Genomic DNA, 16,233 nt, shown 5'->3' on the forward strand with positions numbered 1-16,233 from the left:
TCGATCGGACGTGCGCCCCAAAAATCGGACGATGCAGGGGGAGGTCGACCGGGACATCGCGAGCGGCGAGCGTCCCTCGGTGCTGTCTCTGTTGCGCCTGCGCGGCGACACCGCGATGCCGCTCTACCGGCAGATCGAGGGCCAGCTGCGCGAGCTGATCCTCTCGGGCTCGCTGCCGCCGGGCGTCATCCTGCCGGCCGAGCGCCAGCTCGCCGACAGCCTCGGGGTCAGCCGCGTCACGGTCCAGCGCGCCTATGCCGAGCTCAGCGACGACGAGTTTCTCGTGCCGCGCGGGCGCTCCGGCTTCCTCGTGCGCCGTCCCCCCGAGCCCGTGCGCCCGGGCATGGACCGGCTCAAGGGCTTCACGGAGGAGATGCGGGAGCTGGGGAAGATCCCGTCCTCGCGCATTCTGGAGCGGACGGTCACAGAGGACCGCTCGATCGCCTCGATCTTCGGCCTCCCCTCGACGGCCCCGTTCCTGCGCCTGACGCGCGTCCGGTCGGGCGACGGCGTGCCGATGTCGCGCGAGGTCGCCTGGTACAACATCCGCGCGGTGCCCGCCCTCGAGACCGGCGACCTTTCCGGCTCGGTCTACGCGTTCCTGGGCGAGCATCCGGGCGGCCGCCTCGTGCGCTGCGAGCAGACGGTGGAGGCGACCATGCCGACGGCGGACGAATGCGAGATCTTCGCCTTCGAACGGCCCCTCCCGTGCCTGCTGATCAAGCGCCACAGCTACAACCAGGACTCGGTCATGATCGAGTACGTCGAGGGCTTGTTCCGGGGCGATGCCTATCGCTACCGGCTGAATCTGAGCGCGTAGCGATTGAGATCCGACGTCTGATCCCTCCTCGCGAAACCCGCTTCGGATGGATGAACCCATCTGCTTGGGCTGGATGGATAGGAGCTTCGATGCTTACGGCTTTGGCTCGAAGGTCCGTGCCTGCTTTACCGGTCAGCGCGCAGTGACTCGCCGGCTCCGGCCGGCCCCGAAGCTACTCCGCCGGTGGTTCTGCCCAGTCGGCGGACCTGGGACGGAGTCAGGGCGAAGCGCTTGCGGAAGGTCCGATTGACATAGGACAGCTCTCCGAAAGCGACATCGAAGGTGATCGCACTCACTGGGCGGGTATCCTCGGCATCGATGAGGCGCTGCATGGCGCGGTTGAGGCGTCGGTCGAGGACGAAGCCCGGCAAGGTCTGGCCCTCCGCCTGGAACATCGGCTGGACTTGGCGGCTGGAGACGCGCTGGGCCTGTGTGCCACGGTCGCCAGGCTGAGGTCCGGATTGCCAAGGCCTTGCCGCCGCGTTGGAAGGGCGCCAGCGAGGCGCGGATGGCCTCGGCGGGCGCGAGGTCCGAGACCGGCAGGATGACGTAGACGGAGGCGAACATGATGGGTCGACCTGGGCCTCGGGCGGGAGCCGCGCGGCTCCGAGAGTAACGCACACCGCGTCACGGCATCCGATACGGGTCACGGATTTTTCGGATGCTCGGGTCCGGCCGTGGTCGATCAGCCGATCAGGACGACGGCCTTTCGCACGTAGGTCGGCTGGTCGACCTGTCCGACGATGAAGTGGGCGACGTCGGCCCGCGCGATCAGGCCGTTCCGCCACTTTGAGGGCTCGGTGAGAACCTTGTAGCGGCCGGTCGCCGATCCGGGCGTGAGAACCCCTGGCCGAACGAACGTCCAGTCGAGGCCGCTCTTGCGGATGCGCATCTCCTGCGCATCCTTGTCGTCGTAGGCGCGACCGAAGACGAGGCGGAACGGGACGCGCTGAAGCAGGCCGATGGAGTCTCTGCTATCGCCAGTGCCGAAGCCGGTGACGGCCAGGAGGCGCTTGACACCGGCTTTCTCCATGGCCGGTACCAGCATGTTGGTCGCGTCCGAGAACAGCGTCACCGGGCCGAGCAGATCCTTGACCGGCACCCCGAGCGCCTGGACGACGACGTCCACGCCGTCAAGGGCGGCGGCGACATCTCCAGCCTTCAGCGCGTCACCCGTGAAACGCTCCAGACCCGCACCGGACAGGGTCATGGTCGTGGCCGAACGCGCGAAAGCCCGGACGCGATGTCCGGCCGCGAGCGACGCTTTCACGGTCTCCAGGCCGATACCTTTGCTGGCGCCGATGACGAGGGCGTGGGCCATGGTCGTTTCCCGGTTGGTTGAATGCGCGACGAGACCCAATCAACCGCGGACGCGCCATGCGGTCGCTTGACCAGCCTCTCTACGGTTCGGTGATCGAGCTGTCCTGAAAGCCCGAGATCTCGTTGGCATGCCCCCGGGCATTGCAGGTGTGCCCCTGATCGGACGCGGCTAGGCGGAAAGTCTCAGGATTACTGCGGAGGACCCAACGATGTGAGCCAGGGTCACCAGGACCGATCCGGTATGAAGGATGCCGAAGCGAGCGCGATTACACATGTCGGTCGCGCCATTGATGGCCGGCATGAGTATCTGGCGCGCGAGGAGCGCCGTGACGGCGATCAGTCCCAGTATGAGTGCCGATGCCCTATCGGTGGTGGCTGTCAGCGCCGCGCCACCGAGGGCGCACACCATGACGAAGATGTAGAAATGCGGGAAGGCGCGGCGCAGCAGTGGGCCTGCCGCGTCGGCGGGCAGCGCGCTGAACAGAAACGAAGCGAAACCGAACGAGTACAGGACCATCCCGCCGAAGAGGAGGGCCGTCACGAGAATAGCCGCTTGCGAGAGCATCGGTTCCAAACCTCAATGGCTTTCAGATCGCCCTCGTGGGCGGCATCTGTTTCTCTCGTCTGATAGCCGTCCCCTTCGTCTTGAAACGCCTCTCCGCTTCACGCGCGAGGTCAGGGGATGGTCGGCACTCAGATCGAGTCTTCCGATGCCTGCTTGGCACAGGCCCTGAACACATCGCCGATCGCCAAGTCGGCATGCGCATTCATGCTCGCGGCGTCATTGAGGCAGGACAGCACATCCTTGCGCGGAACACCTTTTGCACTGGATTTCTCCAGCTGCTGCAGCAGACGATCACGGTCCGCGCCCGTTGCGGCACTCCAGTCCCGCAGGGTGTCCTGCGGTTGCAAGGCCAAGGCTGGCGTCGCGATCGATCCCAGCATCAATATCACGAAAGCGCGAACCGGCATCTTTGATTTCCCCCATTAAAGTGGTCCTGGAACAGTCGCCGGCTACTTGTTCGCATCGCCTCAAGGCGCTTGGTGAACGAGCACAAGAACGGTGGTCCGCTTCGGCAACCGTAGTTTTTATGCTTGCACCGACTGGTAGAAAGGCGCGACTTCCCGTGGACTTCCCCAGTCGGCGGGCCCTGTCCCAGGTCGCGCCGCCCTTGCCTGCATCACGCCTCCCCATGGCCTTGTCGACGAGGGGCTTGGCACCAACCTTGACGTCGAGGGCGCCCTACTTGGCGTCCGCGACGGCCTCCACGACATCCCGCGTGCTGTAGGGCTTGGACACGAAGTGGCCGTGATCGGGGACCTCCTCATCCGCCAAGCGGTGTCGCCCGGAGGTCAGGACCAATCGGATATCCGGCCACGAGGCGTAGACGCGCTCCGCCAGCGTCTTGCCGCACATCGAGCCGGGCATGTCGATGTCGGTGAACAGCACCCCGACATCCGAGCGCCGTTCGAGGATGTCCCAAGCCTCATCGGCGTTGCCGGCCTCGATCACCGTCAGGCCTGCGTCCTCAAGCATCTCGGCGGCGCATAGGCGAACGCGATCGTCGTCCTCGACCACGAGGATCACCGAGGCATCCAAGGGGCGCTTCGCGGACATGGGCGATCAACGAGCCATCCGCACGTTTGTTGCAGCCGAGGCATCCCTGGGCTGAAGCGTCGCGCATGCCGGTCTCGACCTGAAGAGATCGGGGAAAGCGCGACCGGAGCCGGGACGACCTTGGCGGGTTATGTCCCGGGACCTCGCCTGGCGCCTCGGCCCGGACGACCAGGTCACGGACGGCGACAAGCGCCAGACGGAAATCCGCAACTTCATCGAGGCCATGGCAGTCCCGAGGCGGAGCGAGAGACGCTGACCGGAGGCCCATGTCACGGGCGGACATGATCGCCCGGTGACGTCGGACGCATGACGGATCGGCCAAAAAGCCGCGTATCGATTCATCGCGGAGGACGTTGCGTCTACGTCGAACCATCCGAAGCAGCTGAAAACAGCGCGTCCGCCGAGTGCGGCGGGATGGGGGAACGGAAGGAAACAAAATGTCCGAACATACGTTCGACGAAACCAACATCACCTGGCGGACCCTGGACTGGCTGCCGCACATCGCCTTCTTCGTCTACAAGGTCGACGAGGAGAACCGCATCGTCGACGTCGTGTTCAAGTTCGCCGCCAACCAGCGGGTGATGCTACACCGGCACAAGAGCCCCTACGTGACGCTGGTGATGCAAGGTGAGTTGAGGTTCTACCGCGAGGACGGAACCCTGAAGGAGACCCGTCCGACGGGCAGCTACGTCTCGGGCGTCGCGAACGCCGACCCCCACATGGAGGGTGGCGGCGACGAGGATGCGATCGTCTTCTTCAGCAACCGCAATATCGAGGATGCGCTCTACGAGTTTCTCGACGATGCGGGCAATCCCGTTCAGGTCCTCGGCATCGCGGACTTCAAGGCGCAGCTCCAAGAGCAGATCGCGACCGGCACCTTCGCGAAGGTCGCCGCTCGAGTGGCATGACCCCATCGAGCGCCGGGAAAGCGAGCTGCATTCCCGGCGAGGCAGCGTTCCAAACCGCGAAAAACCGTTGGCCCAACCGCAACTTCGCGTGGCCGGAGCGTCGTAGCGAGGGCGTGGTTCCGCCACCGCGCGGCTGCGACGTTCGGCCTTCTGCCCTGCCGTCAGCTTGTCCTTGTCGGTGACTCTCGCCTGCAGATGGGCTTGGAGTCCCGCTCTGCCGCGAATTCGAACCGCTTCCCGCGGCCGACGGTCGGAAATCGACGATAGTTTGTGGTGGCCCCGCAGGTCGCCAGGGTCGCAGAGGAGCCGGTATCGGGAACGTGACCGCACCTGGGACGGTTCGCCCTGAAATGGAAACCTATGTCCTCGTCGTCGCCGGGTTCGGTGTCCTGGTGCTTCTGACGGCATGGCTGCCGATGGTGCTCCGGGTCCTGCCCCTGTCCTTGCCGATCTGCTGCGTCGGCATCGGTGCCGCCCTGTCGCTCGTCCCTGCCATCGGCGAGCTCACCCCGCATCCCGGCACGCACCCCACGCTCGTCGAGCACGCGACCGAGGCGGTGGTCGTCATCTCGCTGATGGGAGCTGGTCTGAAGATCGACCGTTTCATCGGCTGGAAGCGCTGGTCGATGACTTGGCGTCTGCTCGGCATCGGCATGCCGCTCACCATCCTGGCCCTGACCCTCCTTGGGTCGGCCCTGCTCGGGTTGGGCGCTGCGGGAGCCCTGCTTCTCGCCTCGGCGCTGGCACCCACCGACCCGGTGCTCGCTTCCGACGTCCAAGTCGGAGAGCCTGCCGAGGACAACGAGGACGAGCCCCGCTTCGCCCTGACCTCCGAGGCCGGCCTCAACGACGGGCTTGCCTTCCCCTTCGTGAACCTCGCCATCGCCCTTGCGGGGACGAGTGGCTTTGCCGGCGTACCCTGGTCACACTGGTTCGCGATCGACGTCCTTTGGAAGATCCTCGTCGGCGCCGTCCTCGGGGCGCTGATCGGGCGGGCCTTGGGATGGTTGACCTTCCATCTGCCCAACGTCTCGAAGCTGTCCCGGACCGGCGACGGCTTCGTCGCCCTCGGGGTGACCTGCATCGCCTATGGCTGCGTCCAGGCCGTCGACGGTTACGGCTTCGTCGGCGTCTTCGCGGCGGCCCTGGCCCTGCGCGCCTCCAGCCACGGGCATGACTATCACCGCAAGATGCACAGCTATGCCGAGGAGCTCGAGCGCCTGCTGATGATGGTGCTTCTCGTGGGCTTCGGAGCCATGCTGGCCGCCGGAGGGCTGCTCCAGGCCCTCACATGGACAGCCGCCGCCTTCGCCTTGATCGCGATACTGGTCGTTCGACCCCTCGCGTGCTGGCTCGGTCTTCTCGGTAGCGGTCGATCCCGCGAGGATCGTGCGGTAATCAGCTTCTTCGGCATCCGCGGCCTTGGGACGGTCTACTACCTGTCCTTCGCCATGGGCCACGCGACGTTCGCACAGGCGGACCTTCTCTGGGCCACGGCCAGCCTGACCGTGCTGATCTCCATCCTCATGCATGGGGTCTCGGTCACGCCGGTCCTGCGAGCGCTGGATCGGCGGATGGGACGGGATACCGAAAGCGCGCAGCTCGACCTGACCCTGTCCCACCCCTGAGACGCGGGTGCCAGCGAGGGTTCCGGACGCCAGAACATTTTGCGTGATCCCTGGATCACGCAAAATGCTCTATCTTGTTGTGGGATCGCATTCTCTTCACGCGAGCCGCGATCCACCTCACTCGATAATACTCTAGGTCTTGTCGACATCGACGTCGCGCTCGACGCCGCCCGTCTTGACACTGAGACCTGGCACTTCGTCGAGCTGCCGCAGACTGGTGAAACGGCCACGCTCCTCACGGTACCGCACGATCTCGAAGCCGTGGCCCCTCAACGCCGCTACGGTGTCGAGTTCTTCAGCGGTCGCGGTGTTCAGGTCGATCATCTCACGCCTTTCTGTGGAATGGGGAAAGCCGGAAGGGGAGCCATGGGTTTCAGGCTCGGGTGACGCACCGGTCCCGATCCCGAGGAATCGAGAGAGGCCGTTCGAATCGGCCGAAACCACCGGCAGGATCTGCATCACGTCCCCATGCTCCGCGAGCTGGCTGCGCGCGCCGGGGCGGGAGATGTCCATGGCCACATCGGCGTGCGTTCGTCCGCCGGGTCGGCACGACGCCGGGCGGATACCGGCGCCAGCAGGCGGGGACCTGACCGACGGCCTTGAAAGGCTTGTCCGGGCGACGGGTCGGAGAGGCCGCCGTCGGCCGAGCACCGCATCGCGCGTGGCCCTTGGACCAGTCACAACCGCCTCGCCCCACGCAACGTCTTCGCGCCGCGTGCGCGTCACCTGTCTAGGATCGACACAACGCCCCATGCGGCATCTGTCGTGCTGGTCGAACGTTTAGGATCGCGCGGTTTGAACGACTTTGTAGACAAACTGCGCAAATAGTGCAGAATGAATGCGCCGCATGACCTCGTTGTGGGTTTGATCGGCGCAAGAATGAAAAAATCTGCGCAAAATGCGCAGGGAGGAGCCCGAGATGCAGATCCCGATCAAGCGGGCGATCGAAGCCGTGCCCGGCGGCATGATGGTGGTTCCGTTGCTCGCCGGGGCGCTCATCGCCACCTTCTTCCCCGGCACGCCGAAGCTTTTCGGCTCGTTCACGGGCGCCCTGTTCTCCGGGGCGCTGACGATCCTGGCCGTCTTCTACGTGTGCATGGGGGCGAGCATCGATTTCCGCGCGACGCCGTACATCGCCAGGAAGGGCGGCACCCTGCTGCTCGTGAAGGTCGGCATCGCCGTGCTTCTGGGCCTGGTCTTCGGACGCGTCCTGGGCGAGGCGCCGGTCGCCGCAGGCATGTTCGCGGGCCTGTCCACCCTGGCCGTGGTCGCCGCGATGAACGACACGAACGGCGGCCTCTACATGGCGCTGATGGGCCAGTACGGCCGCCCGCGCGACGTGGGCGCCTACACGGTCATGTCGCTGGAGAGCGGGCCGTTCCTCACCATGGTCACGCTCGGGGTCGCGGGACTCTCGGCCTTTCCCTGGCAGACGCTGGTCGGCGCCATCCTGCCGCTCCTCGTCGGCATGATCATCGGCAACCTCGACCGCGAGATGCGCGCCTTCCTCGGCCGCGCCATCCCGGTGATGATCCCGTTCTTCGCCTTCGCGCTCGGTGCGGGGCTCGACCTCACCAAGGTCTGGCAGGCGGGCCTCCTCGGCCTCGCCATGGGCGTCGCCGTGGTGGTCGTGACGGGCATCCCGCTCTTCTTCGCGGACCGGCTCACCGGCGGGACCGGGGTCGCGGGGATCGCCGCCGCCTCGACGGCCGGCAACGCCGCGGCGGTGCCCGCGATCGTGGCCTCGGCCAACCCGGCCTATGCCGACGCCGCAGGTCCGGCGACGATCCTGGTGGCCGCCTGCGTCGTCGTCACGGCCATCCTCGTCCCCGTGGCGACCGCCTGGGCCGCGCGGCGGTTCGGCGATCCCGTGGGGGCCGACGGCGAAATCGCGGAGGTCACGGGGAGCGCGCCTGCCGGCCGCACGGCCGAGCCGGACCGCGTCGTCGCCGGGCGCTGACATGGCCGAGCGCTGGCTCATCCTCGCCGACGACCTGACCGGCGCCGCCGATTGCGCCATCGCCTTCGGTCGTCGCGGCCGAGCGGCGGCGGTGACGTGGGGAACCGCGACGGGATGCGGGTCGGCGGATCTCCCGGTGCTGTCCTACGATGCCGACAGCCGGGGCCTCTCCGCCGCGGCTGCCGCGCAGCGGCACGCCCAATGCCTGAGGCGCCTCCATGATCCGGACCGGATCCTCTTCAAGAAGATCGACTCGACCCTGCGCGGCCAGCCCGCCGCAGAGACCGCCGCCGCGCTCCGTCACCTGAAGGGCCGCGCCGAGGCCGGCTTCGCCGGAACCGTGCTCGGGATCTGCGCCCCGGCCTTTCCGGCCACCGGGCGGACGACCGTCGGCGGGCGCGTCCAGGTCGACGGGCGCCCCCTCGAGGAGGCCGAGGTCTGGGCACGGGACCACAGCTACGCCAACGCCGACCTAGCTTTCGTGCTGGGCACGGCCGGGATCCGGACGACGGCCGTGCCGCTGGTCACGGTGCGCGGCCCGGGCTTCGCGTCGGCGCTCGGGCAGGTCGCCGCCACGGGCGACGTCGTCGCCGTCTGCGATGCCGAGACCCAGGCGGATCTCGATCGCATCGCCGCCGCGGGCCTGCGCATCGCCGCCGAGGGCCTGCGCATCGCCGCCGCGGGCCCGTCGGGCGGGCTGGCGCCGTTCTTCGTCGGCAGCGCCGGCCTCGCCCACGCCCTCGCAGCGGTCGAGGCGAGACCGGCGCTTGCGCCCTTGCGGATCGCGTCGCGCCGGGGCGGCAGCTTGATCGTGGTGGGATCGCTTGCGACGACCTCCCGGGCGGCCACCCGCAAGCTCGCGGCGCTCGACGGCGTCGTCCACCTGCCCGTTTCGTCCGAGACCCTTCTCGGCGATCCGGGCGAGTTGGCCGCTGCGGTCGCACGCGTCGCGATCGCGATCGCCGCCGGGCACGACGTCCTGGTCGAGATCGCGATGGCGGGCGTTCCCGACATGGCCCTCGGCCCTCGCCTCGTGCATGCCCTCGCCGACGCGCTCGCGCCGTTGGGCGCCGCGATCGGCGCGTTCGCGGCCACCGGGGGCGAGACCGCCTCCGCCCTCCTCTCGCGCTTCGGCGTCGACGGGATTCGACTCGTCGACGAGATCGAGCCCGGCGTGTCCCTCGGCCTCACGCTCGGCCGCCTCGCCATCCCCGTCGCGACGAAGGCGGGCGCCTTCGGCGACGCCGACAGCCTCATCCGCATCCGCGAGCGCTTGCGTGCGGTCCGCATCGAAGGAAGCTTCTCATGACACGTCCGACCATCGCCATCACCATGGGTGACCCGGCCGGCATCGGCCCCGAGATCATCATGAAGGCGCTTGCCCATGCCGAGGTCCAGGCCCTGTGCCGTCCGCTGGTCGTCGGCGATGCCGGGCGCCTGCGGCAGGCGGGCGAGATCGTCGGATCGCGGGTGCCGGTCGATGCCCTGGCCGATGTCGGCGAAGCCGACTTCGACACGGGGGCGGTGCAATGCATCGACCTCAAGGTCGTCCCCGCCGACCTGCCGTTCGGGCAGGTGTCGCCGGTCGGCGGCGAGGCGGCCTACCGCTTCATCGCCAAGGCCGTCGAGCTGGTGCAGGCGGGCGAGGCCGGCGGGATCTGCACCGCGCCCTTGTCCAAGGAGGCGCTTCATGCCGCCGGCCACAAGTTCCCCGGTCATACCGAGATGCTGGCCCACCTGACCGGCACGCCGGAGGTCTCGATGATGCTGGTCTCGCCCAAACTTCGGGTGATCCACGTCACGACCCATATCGGCCTCGTCGACGCGATCGCGAAGATCGAGCCCGGCTTGGTCGAGCGCGTGATCGCGCGGGGGCACGCGGTGCTGGTGAAGGCCGGGATCGCGAACCCGAAGATCGGCGTCTGCGCGATCAACCCGCACGCGGGCGAGAACGGGCTGTTCGGCCACGGCGAGGAGGCGGAGAAGATCACGCCGGCGGTCGAGGCCTGTCGGGCCCGGGGGTGGGACGTGCGCGGCCCGCTGCCGGCCGACACGCTGTTCTTCCTCGCCGGACGCGGCGACTACGACATGGTCGTCGCGATGTACCACGATCAGGGTCACGGCCCGATCAAGGTGCTCGGTCTCGAGGCCGGCGTGAACATCACCGTGGGCCTTCCCGTGATCCGCACCTCGGTCGACCACGGGACCGCCTTCGACATCGCCGGCAAGGGCGTCGCCGACGAGCGCAGCCTGATGGAGGCCCTGCGACAGGCGGTCGACCTCGCGCCGAAGGCGGCACCGGCTTCCGCATAGCCAGCCGGCCCGACCTTCGGCATGATGCGCCCTCCCCTCGATCGGAGCGGAGAGCGGATCGGGCGAGCCCGTGCCGCGCCCGGATCCGCCGTCCCGAAGGGATCGTCCGGGTCGGATCGGGCGCACCGGATCATCTCGGTAGGGTCGTCGTCCTCATGTCGATGCGGAGCAAGGCGCGTCAGGCGCTGCTGCTGGAGGCGCTGAAGCTCGGCGAGATCGACGTCGACGACGTCGCCGCCCGCCTGGACGTCTCCGCCTCCACGGTCCGGCGCGACCTCCAGGTCCTCTCCGCCACCCGGGCCGTCCGCCGGACCTACGGCGGCGCGATCCTCGCCGGCCACCCGGTCGAGACGACCTTGGCCGAGCGGATGGCCGTAAACGGGCCCGAGAAGCTCGCCATCGCCCGCAAGGCGATCACGCTGGTCGAGGACGGCGACACGCTGATCCTCGATGCCGGCTCCACGGTCGCCGCATTCGGGCAGCTCCTCGCCAAGCGCCGCCTGCGCATCGTCACCAACAACCTCGCCCTGCTCCCCGCCCTCGCCGAGGCGCCGGGGATCGAGCTCGTGGTCCTGGGAGGCGCCTTGCGGGCCACCAGCATGAGCACGGTCGGCCCCCTCGCCGTCGAGGCGCTTCGCCTCATGACCGCGGATCACGTCGTCCTCAGCGCCGACGGGGTGGTGGCGGGGCGCGGCCTCTGCGAGGCGAGCCTCGATCAGGTGGCGCTCAAATCCCTGATGATGCGCCAGGCGAACGGGGTGATCGTGCTCGCCGACGCGAGCAAGCTCGGCCGGGCCGAGCAGAACGCCTGGGCGGCTCTGCCGCATCGCTGGACGCTGGTCACGAATTCGGACGCGCCGAAGGATCAGATGCAGCGTCTCGCGGATGCCGGCGCCGCCGTCCTCGTCGGCCATGGCGCATCGCGCAAGATCTGACCCTCCCGCCGCCTCGCCCTCACGGCATGACGGGCGGATGGTAGGTCAACGTGAAGGCCAGGGCCCAGAGCAGGAACAGCACCAGCGGCAGGTGCACGATGAGCTGGAGGAAGCTGAAGCCGACGATGTCCCGCGCCTTCAGGCCGATGATGCCGACCAGCGGCAGCATCCAGAACGGGTTGATCAGGTTCGGCAGCGCCTCGGCGGCGTTGTAGATCATCACCGCCCAGCCGAGGTGGACCTTCAGCTCGTTGGCTGCCTGGAGCACGTAGGGCGCCTCGAGCAGCCACTTGCCGCCGCCCGAGGGCACGAAGAAGCCGAGGATCGCCGAGTAGACGCCCATCGTCAGCGGGAAGGTGCCGGCGGTGTTGAGGTTGACGAAGGCATGGGTGATCGCATCGGACGCCGAGGCGCCGGCCGCGTTCTTCGGCACGGTCAGCATCCCGCTGATCGCCGCGTAGAGCGGATACTGGATCAGGATGCCCGCGATCGCCGGCACCGACTTCGAGACGGCCACGAGGAAGCGCTTCGGCCGCCAGTGCAGCAGCAGGCCCAGGGTGAGGAACAGCAGGTTGTAGGTGTTGAGGTTCGAGATCGCGACGATCCACGACTGACGGGCGAATTCCTGCACGATCCAGCCGCCGGCGATCACCACGAGGAGAATCGTCAGGAGCGGCGAATGCTCCAGCCACTCCCCGGGCTGGCGCGGCGGCGGGATGTCGGTCGACTCGCGGCTCACGTCGACGCCCAGGGTCTCGGCGGTGACGGCCGTCGCCCCGCGCGGCGCCGAGGCGTAGGCGATCGCCACCGAGACGACGAACAGGATCGCCGCGATCAGCATCGACTGCCACAGGAAGATGGTCTCGCTGAACGGGATCACGCCGGAGATCGCGAGCAGGCTCTTGGTCAGGCTCGCAGGGTTGGCCTGGAGCTGCGCCGCCGAGGAGCTGAGACCGAGCGCCCAGGTCGCGCCGAGCCCGAGATAGGCCGCCGCGCCCGCGGCCCGGTAATCCATCCGGAGGTCCGTCCGCCGGGCGAGCGCCCGGACCAGCAGGCCGCCGAAGATCAGGCTGAGGCCCCAGCTGAGGAACGACGAGAGCATCGTCGCGCCCGCCACGAAGCCGACCGCCCCGCGCCCGGTCCGGGGCACCTGCGCCATGCGCTCGATCAGCGCCCGCACCGGCGGCGAGACCGCCACGACGTAGCCGCCGATGGTGACGAAGGCCATCTGCATGGTGAAGGGGATCAGGCTCCAGAACCCGTCCCCGAAGCTCTTGGCGACGGACGCCGCCGGCGCGCCGTTGGCCAGGACGCCGAGGGCGACGACGACCACCGCGATGGCGACGAAGATGAAGGCGTCCGGAAACCAGCGCTCCGCCCAGGCGGTGAATCGGATGCCGAGGCGCTCGAGCGTGCCGGCCGCCGGCACGGTTCCGGGATCCGTTGCCGGCGCGGGCTTGGACGGCACAGGCTTGGAGGGGCGGGGCTTGGACGGGGCCGGATCAATGGGCGCGATCGCCATGGATGTCCTCTGGGCTTCGGCTCTTCGCGGCCGGAGCCGCATGGATGACACGCCCTCGCTCGACCTCGACGGCGTGCCCCGATCAAGATCGTGACAGGCGGCCGCGATCGTGGAGGCGGCCGATTCGTCTGCGGCCCGCCGCATCCCCGCAGGCCACGTCGCCCGCGGCCTGTCGCGGGCGACGTGGCGGCCCCGGGTTCAGCGCGCGAGATGCCGGTCGAGGAAGGACGCGATCTCTTCGAACGCCTCCTTCACCTCCGGCACGCGATCGTCCCGGTAGAACTGCGCGTGCGACTGCCCCTCGAAGACCTGGAGCGCGGCCTCGACCCCGGCCTGCCGAAGCTTGCGGTGCATCCGGACGGTGTTCGACAGGAGGAGGTCGCGCGTGCCCGTCGTCAGGATCGTCGGCGGGAACCCGCGCACGTCGCCGTTGATCGGCGAAAGCAGGGGATCGGAGAGATCGTGCCCCGCGGCGTAGAATTTCGTGGCCGCGTCGCAGAATCCGGCCGGCGAGACCAGCACGTTGTCCACCCTCGCGTTGGTCTGGAACGAGTCGCCGCGTTGCGTCGCGTCCGACATCGGCGTGCCGGGTGCGATGGCCCCGGGCAGCGGCAGGCCTTCCGCCTTCGCCCGCAGCATCATCGCGAGGGTCAACGCGCCGCCGGCCGAGCTTCCGAAGACCGCGATCCGGCCGGGGGCGGTGGTCCGAAGCACGGCCTTGAAGACCGTCATGCCGTCGTCGAGCGCCGCCGGAAAGAACGCCTCCGGCGGCATCCGGTAGTCGACCGCGATCACTTTCATCCGGCCGAAGCCGGCCAGTAGCATGGCCTCCGGCAGGGCGGCCTCGCGGGGGTTGAGGACGTAGCAGCCGCCGTGGACGTGGATCGCGATCCGCTCCCGGTTCGCGGCGGGGATGTCGGTCGGGGTGATCGTGTACGCCCGCACGCCGTCGATCGTCGTGGGCGCCACGGTCACCCGCAGACGCTCGGACATCGGCCCGATCTGCGGGGCGGCAAGCGTCGCGAAGCCGTCCGAGAGCTGCTTCCAGCCGTCCGGGGTCGTCGGCGGCTTGTCCCAGTTCGTCCGCAGCGGCTGGGCGATGATCGCCTGCAGGGCCGGGCTCACGGTGTCCGGTACAGGAATCGTCTTGGCCGGCACCTCGCGGGGCGAGGGCGGCGCCGCCTGCGCCAACGCCGCGGACGGGCCCGCGAGGCAGGCGAGGAGGATGGCGGTCACGATGCGCATGCGGTGCGTCCTCCGATGGAACAGGGTCAGGCTCTCGCATCCGCACGCGAGCCGGCTTCCATCGCGCGCGAGGATGCGAGGGCCGGCTCGATCCGCAAGCCGGTCGCCTCGTCGAAGACGTGGATATGGGCTGCGGGAAACGACACCCGGATGGCGTCGCCCACGGGCGCGCCGTTGGCGATCTTGAGCGTGAGCGACGCCCCGCCCGGGCGTCCGGCATGCACCAGCATCTCGGACCCGAGCAGTTCCACGACCTCGACCGGCCAGGTCCAGCCCGATGCGTCGAGCACGACATGCTCCGGCCGGATGCCCAGGACCACCCGGTGGCCGTCGGGCCGGTCGAACCGCCAGGCCCCGAGCGCGACGTCCGCGTCCGCCACCCGCACCGACGTCCCGTCGCGACCGAGGGTGCCGGGAAGCAGGTTCATCGCCGGCGAGCCGATGAAGCCCGCGACGTAGGTGTCAGCCGGGCGCTCGAACACCTCCGTCGGCGTCGCCAGCTGCACCGGCACGCCCTGGTGCATCACGAGCAGCCGGTCGCCGAGCGTCATCGCCTCGACCTGATCGTGCGTGACGTAGAGGCTCGTCACCTTCAGCCGGCGCTGGAGGCGGCGGATCTCGCCGCGCATCTGCACCCTGAGCTTCGCGTCGAGGTTCGACAGCGGCTCGTCGAACAGGAACAGCTTCGGGTCGCGGACGATGGCGCGCCCCATGGCGACCCGCTGGCGCTGGCCGCCGGACAGCTGGCGCGGCTTGCGCTCGAGCAGCGCCTCCAGGCCCAGGAGGGCCGAGGCCGCATCGACCTTAGCCCGGATCTCGGAGCGGGGAAGGCCGCGGATCTTCAGCGCGTAGGCCATGTTCTCGAACACGCTCATGTGCGGGTACAGGGCGTAGTTCGGGAACACCATGGCGATGTCGCGCGCCGACGGGTCGAGGTTGGTGACGTCGCGCCCGTCGATCAGGACGCGCCCGGCGGTCGGCGTCTCGAGCCCCGCCACGATGCGCAGGAGGGTGGATTTCCCGCAGCCCGACGCGCCGACGATGACCAGCATCTCGCCGTCCGCCAGGGCGAGGTCGACGCCCTTCAGGATCTCGTTGTTGCCGAAGCGCTTGCGCAGGCCGTCGAGTTTCAGGCCCGCCATCACTTGTCGCCCTCCGTCAGGCCCTTCACGAACCAGCGCTGCATGAGGAGCACCACCGCGACCGGCGGGACCAGCGCCAGCACCGCCGTCGCCATGACCTTGTTCCATTCGGTGGCGGTGTCGACGCCGACCATCTTGACGATGCTGATGACCACCGTGTCGAGCTTCGGATCGGTCGCGACCAGGAGCGGCCACAGGTACTGGTTCCACCCGTAGACGAACAGGATGACGAACAACGCCGCGATGTTGGCGCCCGAGACCGGGATCAGGATGTCCCGCAGGAAGCGCAGGGGCCCGGCCCCGTCCATGCGCGCCGCCTCCACGAGCTCGTCCGGAACCGCGAGGAACGTCTGCCGGAACAGCAGCGTCGCCGTGGCGGAGGCGACGAGGGGGATCGTCAGCCCCGTGAAGCTGTTGATGAGATCGAGGGAGGCCATGACCTGGAAGGTCGGGATCAGCCGCACCTCGACCGGCAGCATCAGCGTCAGGAAGATCAGCCAGAAGGCGGTCATGCGGAAGGGAAAGCGGAAGAAGGTGACCGCATAGGCCGAGGGCAGCGACAGGGCGATCTTTCCGAACGCGATCGCCAGCGCCATCGCGGCCGAGACGAGCAGCGAGCGCCAGACCGGCCCGGCCCCCGCCGACCCGTTCACCAGCACGTCGCGGTAGATGCCGAGGCCGGAGAGGCGCGGGACGAGCGAGACCTCGCCGCGGGCGATCGCGGCCGAATCCTGGGTCGAGCCCGCGACGGCGATCCAGATCGGCAGGGCGAAGAGCAGGATCGCCAGGATCAGCACGGCATACGGGATCAGAGGGGGCATC

At 68.8% G+C, this 16,233-nt stretch carries 17 protein-coding genes; 7 read left to right on the forward strand and 10 right to left on the reverse strand.

Translation table 11 applies throughout. The features are described 5' to 3' along the window. Positions 1-10: 10 nt before the first annotated feature. Positions 11-820, forward strand: a complete 810-nt coding sequence (locus MKK70_RS04420) for a GntR family transcriptional regulator (RefSeq protein WP_243946009.1) — start codon at positions 11-13, stop codon at positions 818-820. Positions 821-945: 125 nt separating this feature from the next. Here the strand turns inward: MKK70_RS04420 and MKK70_RS30525 are convergent, their stop codons facing one another. The 5 genes from MKK70_RS30525 to MKK70_RS04445 all read right to left on the reverse strand — a co-directional run bounded on the left by MKK70_RS30525 (position 946) and on the right by MKK70_RS04445 (position 3,758). Further along, positions 946-1,608 carry a helix-turn-helix domain-containing protein gene (locus MKK70_RS30525; protein WP_313899072.1) on the reverse strand — a complete coding sequence of 221 codons (663 nt, stop codon included), beginning with the start codon at positions 1,606-1,608 and terminating at the stop codon, positions 946-948. Beyond that, on the reverse strand, positions 1,506-2,141 hold the full coding sequence (locus MKK70_RS04430; RefSeq protein ID WP_147858499.1) for an NAD(P)-dependent oxidoreductase: 636 nt from the start codon (positions 2,139-2,141) through the stop codon (positions 1,506-1,508). The genes MKK70_RS30525 and MKK70_RS04430 overlap by 103 nt, the downstream gene beginning before the upstream one ends. A 168-nt stretch (positions 2,142-2,309) precedes the next feature. After that, positions 2,310-2,705 (reverse strand): DUF4149 domain-containing protein, encoded by a 396-nt coding sequence (locus tag MKK70_RS04435; protein WP_243946013.1) that lies wholly within the window; start codon positions 2,703-2,705, stop codon positions 2,310-2,312. A gap of 128 nt (positions 2,706-2,833) precedes the next feature. Beyond that, positions 2,834-3,112 carry a hypothetical protein gene (locus MKK70_RS04440; RefSeq protein ID WP_243946014.1) on the reverse strand — a complete coding sequence of 93 codons (279 nt, stop codon included), beginning with the start codon at positions 3,110-3,112 and terminating at the stop codon, positions 2,834-2,836. Positions 3,113-3,383: 271 nt separating this feature from the next. Then, complete coding sequence (locus MKK70_RS04445; protein ID WP_147858502.1) at positions 3,384-3,758, reverse strand: response regulator; 375 nt, start codon at positions 3,756-3,758, stop codon at positions 3,384-3,386. A gap of 437 nt (positions 3,759-4,195) precedes the next feature. Here MKK70_RS04445 and MKK70_RS04450 point away from each other — a divergent pair, with 437 nt between their 5' ends. After that, positions 4,196-4,666 (forward strand): regulator, encoded by a 471-nt coding sequence (locus MKK70_RS04450; protein WP_243946016.1) that lies wholly within the window; start codon positions 4,196-4,198, stop codon positions 4,664-4,666. 350 nt (positions 4,667-5,016) lie between these two features. Beyond that, the gene (locus tag MKK70_RS04455) at positions 5,017-6,294 is read left to right on the forward strand and encodes a cation:proton antiporter (RefSeq protein ID WP_243946018.1); all 1,278 of its coding nucleotides are present in this window, start codon (positions 5,017-5,019) and stop codon (positions 6,292-6,294) included. A 132-nt stretch (positions 6,295-6,426) separates the two neighbouring features. On the opposite strand, the gene MKK70_RS04460 is transcribed toward MKK70_RS04455, so the two are convergent. Then, entirely contained in the window at positions 6,427-6,807 is a 381-nt protein-coding gene (locus MKK70_RS04460; protein ID WP_243946020.1) for a ComEA family DNA-binding protein, read from the reverse strand. Between the two features lie 406 nt (positions 6,808-7,213). On the opposite strand from MKK70_RS04460, the gene MKK70_RS04465 reads away from it, so the two are divergent. The 4 genes from MKK70_RS04465 (at position 7,214) to MKK70_RS04480 (ending at position 11,502) form a co-directional block, all read left to right on the forward strand. Continuing rightward, a complete protein-coding gene (locus MKK70_RS04465; protein WP_279593283.1) occupies positions 7,214-8,254 on the forward strand; it encodes a 2-keto-3-deoxygluconate permease in 1,041 nt (346 codons plus the stop codon). A 1-nt stretch (position 8,255) separates the two neighbouring features. Further along, on the forward strand, positions 8,256-9,563 hold the full coding sequence (locus tag MKK70_RS04470; RefSeq protein ID WP_243946022.1) for a four-carbon acid sugar kinase family protein: 1,308 nt from the start codon (positions 8,256-8,258) through the stop codon (positions 9,561-9,563). Next, positions 9,560-10,567 carry a 4-hydroxythreonine-4-phosphate dehydrogenase PdxA gene (gene pdxA / locus MKK70_RS04475; protein WP_147726469.1) on the forward strand — a complete coding sequence of 336 codons (1,008 nt, stop codon included), beginning with the start codon at positions 9,560-9,562 and terminating at the stop codon, positions 10,565-10,567. Before MKK70_RS04470 ends, pdxA begins: the two co-directional genes overlap by 4 nt. A gap of 155 nt (positions 10,568-10,722) precedes the next feature. Further along, positions 10,723-11,502: a DeoR/GlpR family DNA-binding transcription regulator gene (locus MKK70_RS04480; RefSeq protein WP_243946024.1), complete on the forward strand. Its 780-nt coding sequence runs from the start codon at positions 10,723-10,725 to the stop codon at positions 11,500-11,502. Between the two features lie 19 nt (positions 11,503-11,521). Here MKK70_RS04480 and MKK70_RS04485 read toward each other — a convergent pair whose 3' ends face one another. The 4 genes from MKK70_RS04485 to ugpE all read right to left on the reverse strand — a co-directional run bounded on the left by MKK70_RS04485 (position 11,522) and on the right by ugpE (position 16,232). After that, a complete protein-coding gene (locus tag MKK70_RS04485; protein WP_243946026.1) occupies positions 11,522-13,024 on the reverse strand; it encodes a short-chain fatty acid transporter in 1,503 nt (500 codons plus the stop codon). A 198-nt stretch (positions 13,025-13,222) separates the two neighbouring features. After that, positions 13,223-14,269, reverse strand: a complete 1,047-nt coding sequence (locus MKK70_RS04490; protein ID WP_243946028.1) for an alpha/beta hydrolase — start codon at positions 14,267-14,269, stop codon at positions 13,223-13,225. 26 nt (positions 14,270-14,295) lie between these two features. Further along, positions 14,296-15,411 carry an ABC transporter ATP-binding protein gene (locus tag MKK70_RS04495; protein WP_243946030.1) on the reverse strand — a complete coding sequence of 372 codons (1,116 nt, stop codon included), beginning with the start codon at positions 15,409-15,411 and terminating at the stop codon, positions 14,296-14,298. Next, positions 15,411-16,232, reverse strand: coding sequence for a sn-glycerol-3-phosphate ABC transporter permease UgpE (gene ugpE / locus MKK70_RS04500; RefSeq protein ID WP_243946032.1), 822 nt, complete (start codon positions 16,230-16,232; stop codon positions 15,411-15,413). Before ugpE ends, MKK70_RS04495 begins: the two co-directional genes overlap by 1 nt. Between the last annotated feature and the right edge of the window lies 1 nt (position 16,233).

The sequence above is a fragment of the Methylobacterium sp. E-041 genome, from assembly GCF_022829665.1.
In the GTDB taxonomy this organism is placed as follows: Bacteria; Pseudomonadota; Alphaproteobacteria; order Rhizobiales; family Beijerinckiaceae; genus Methylobacterium.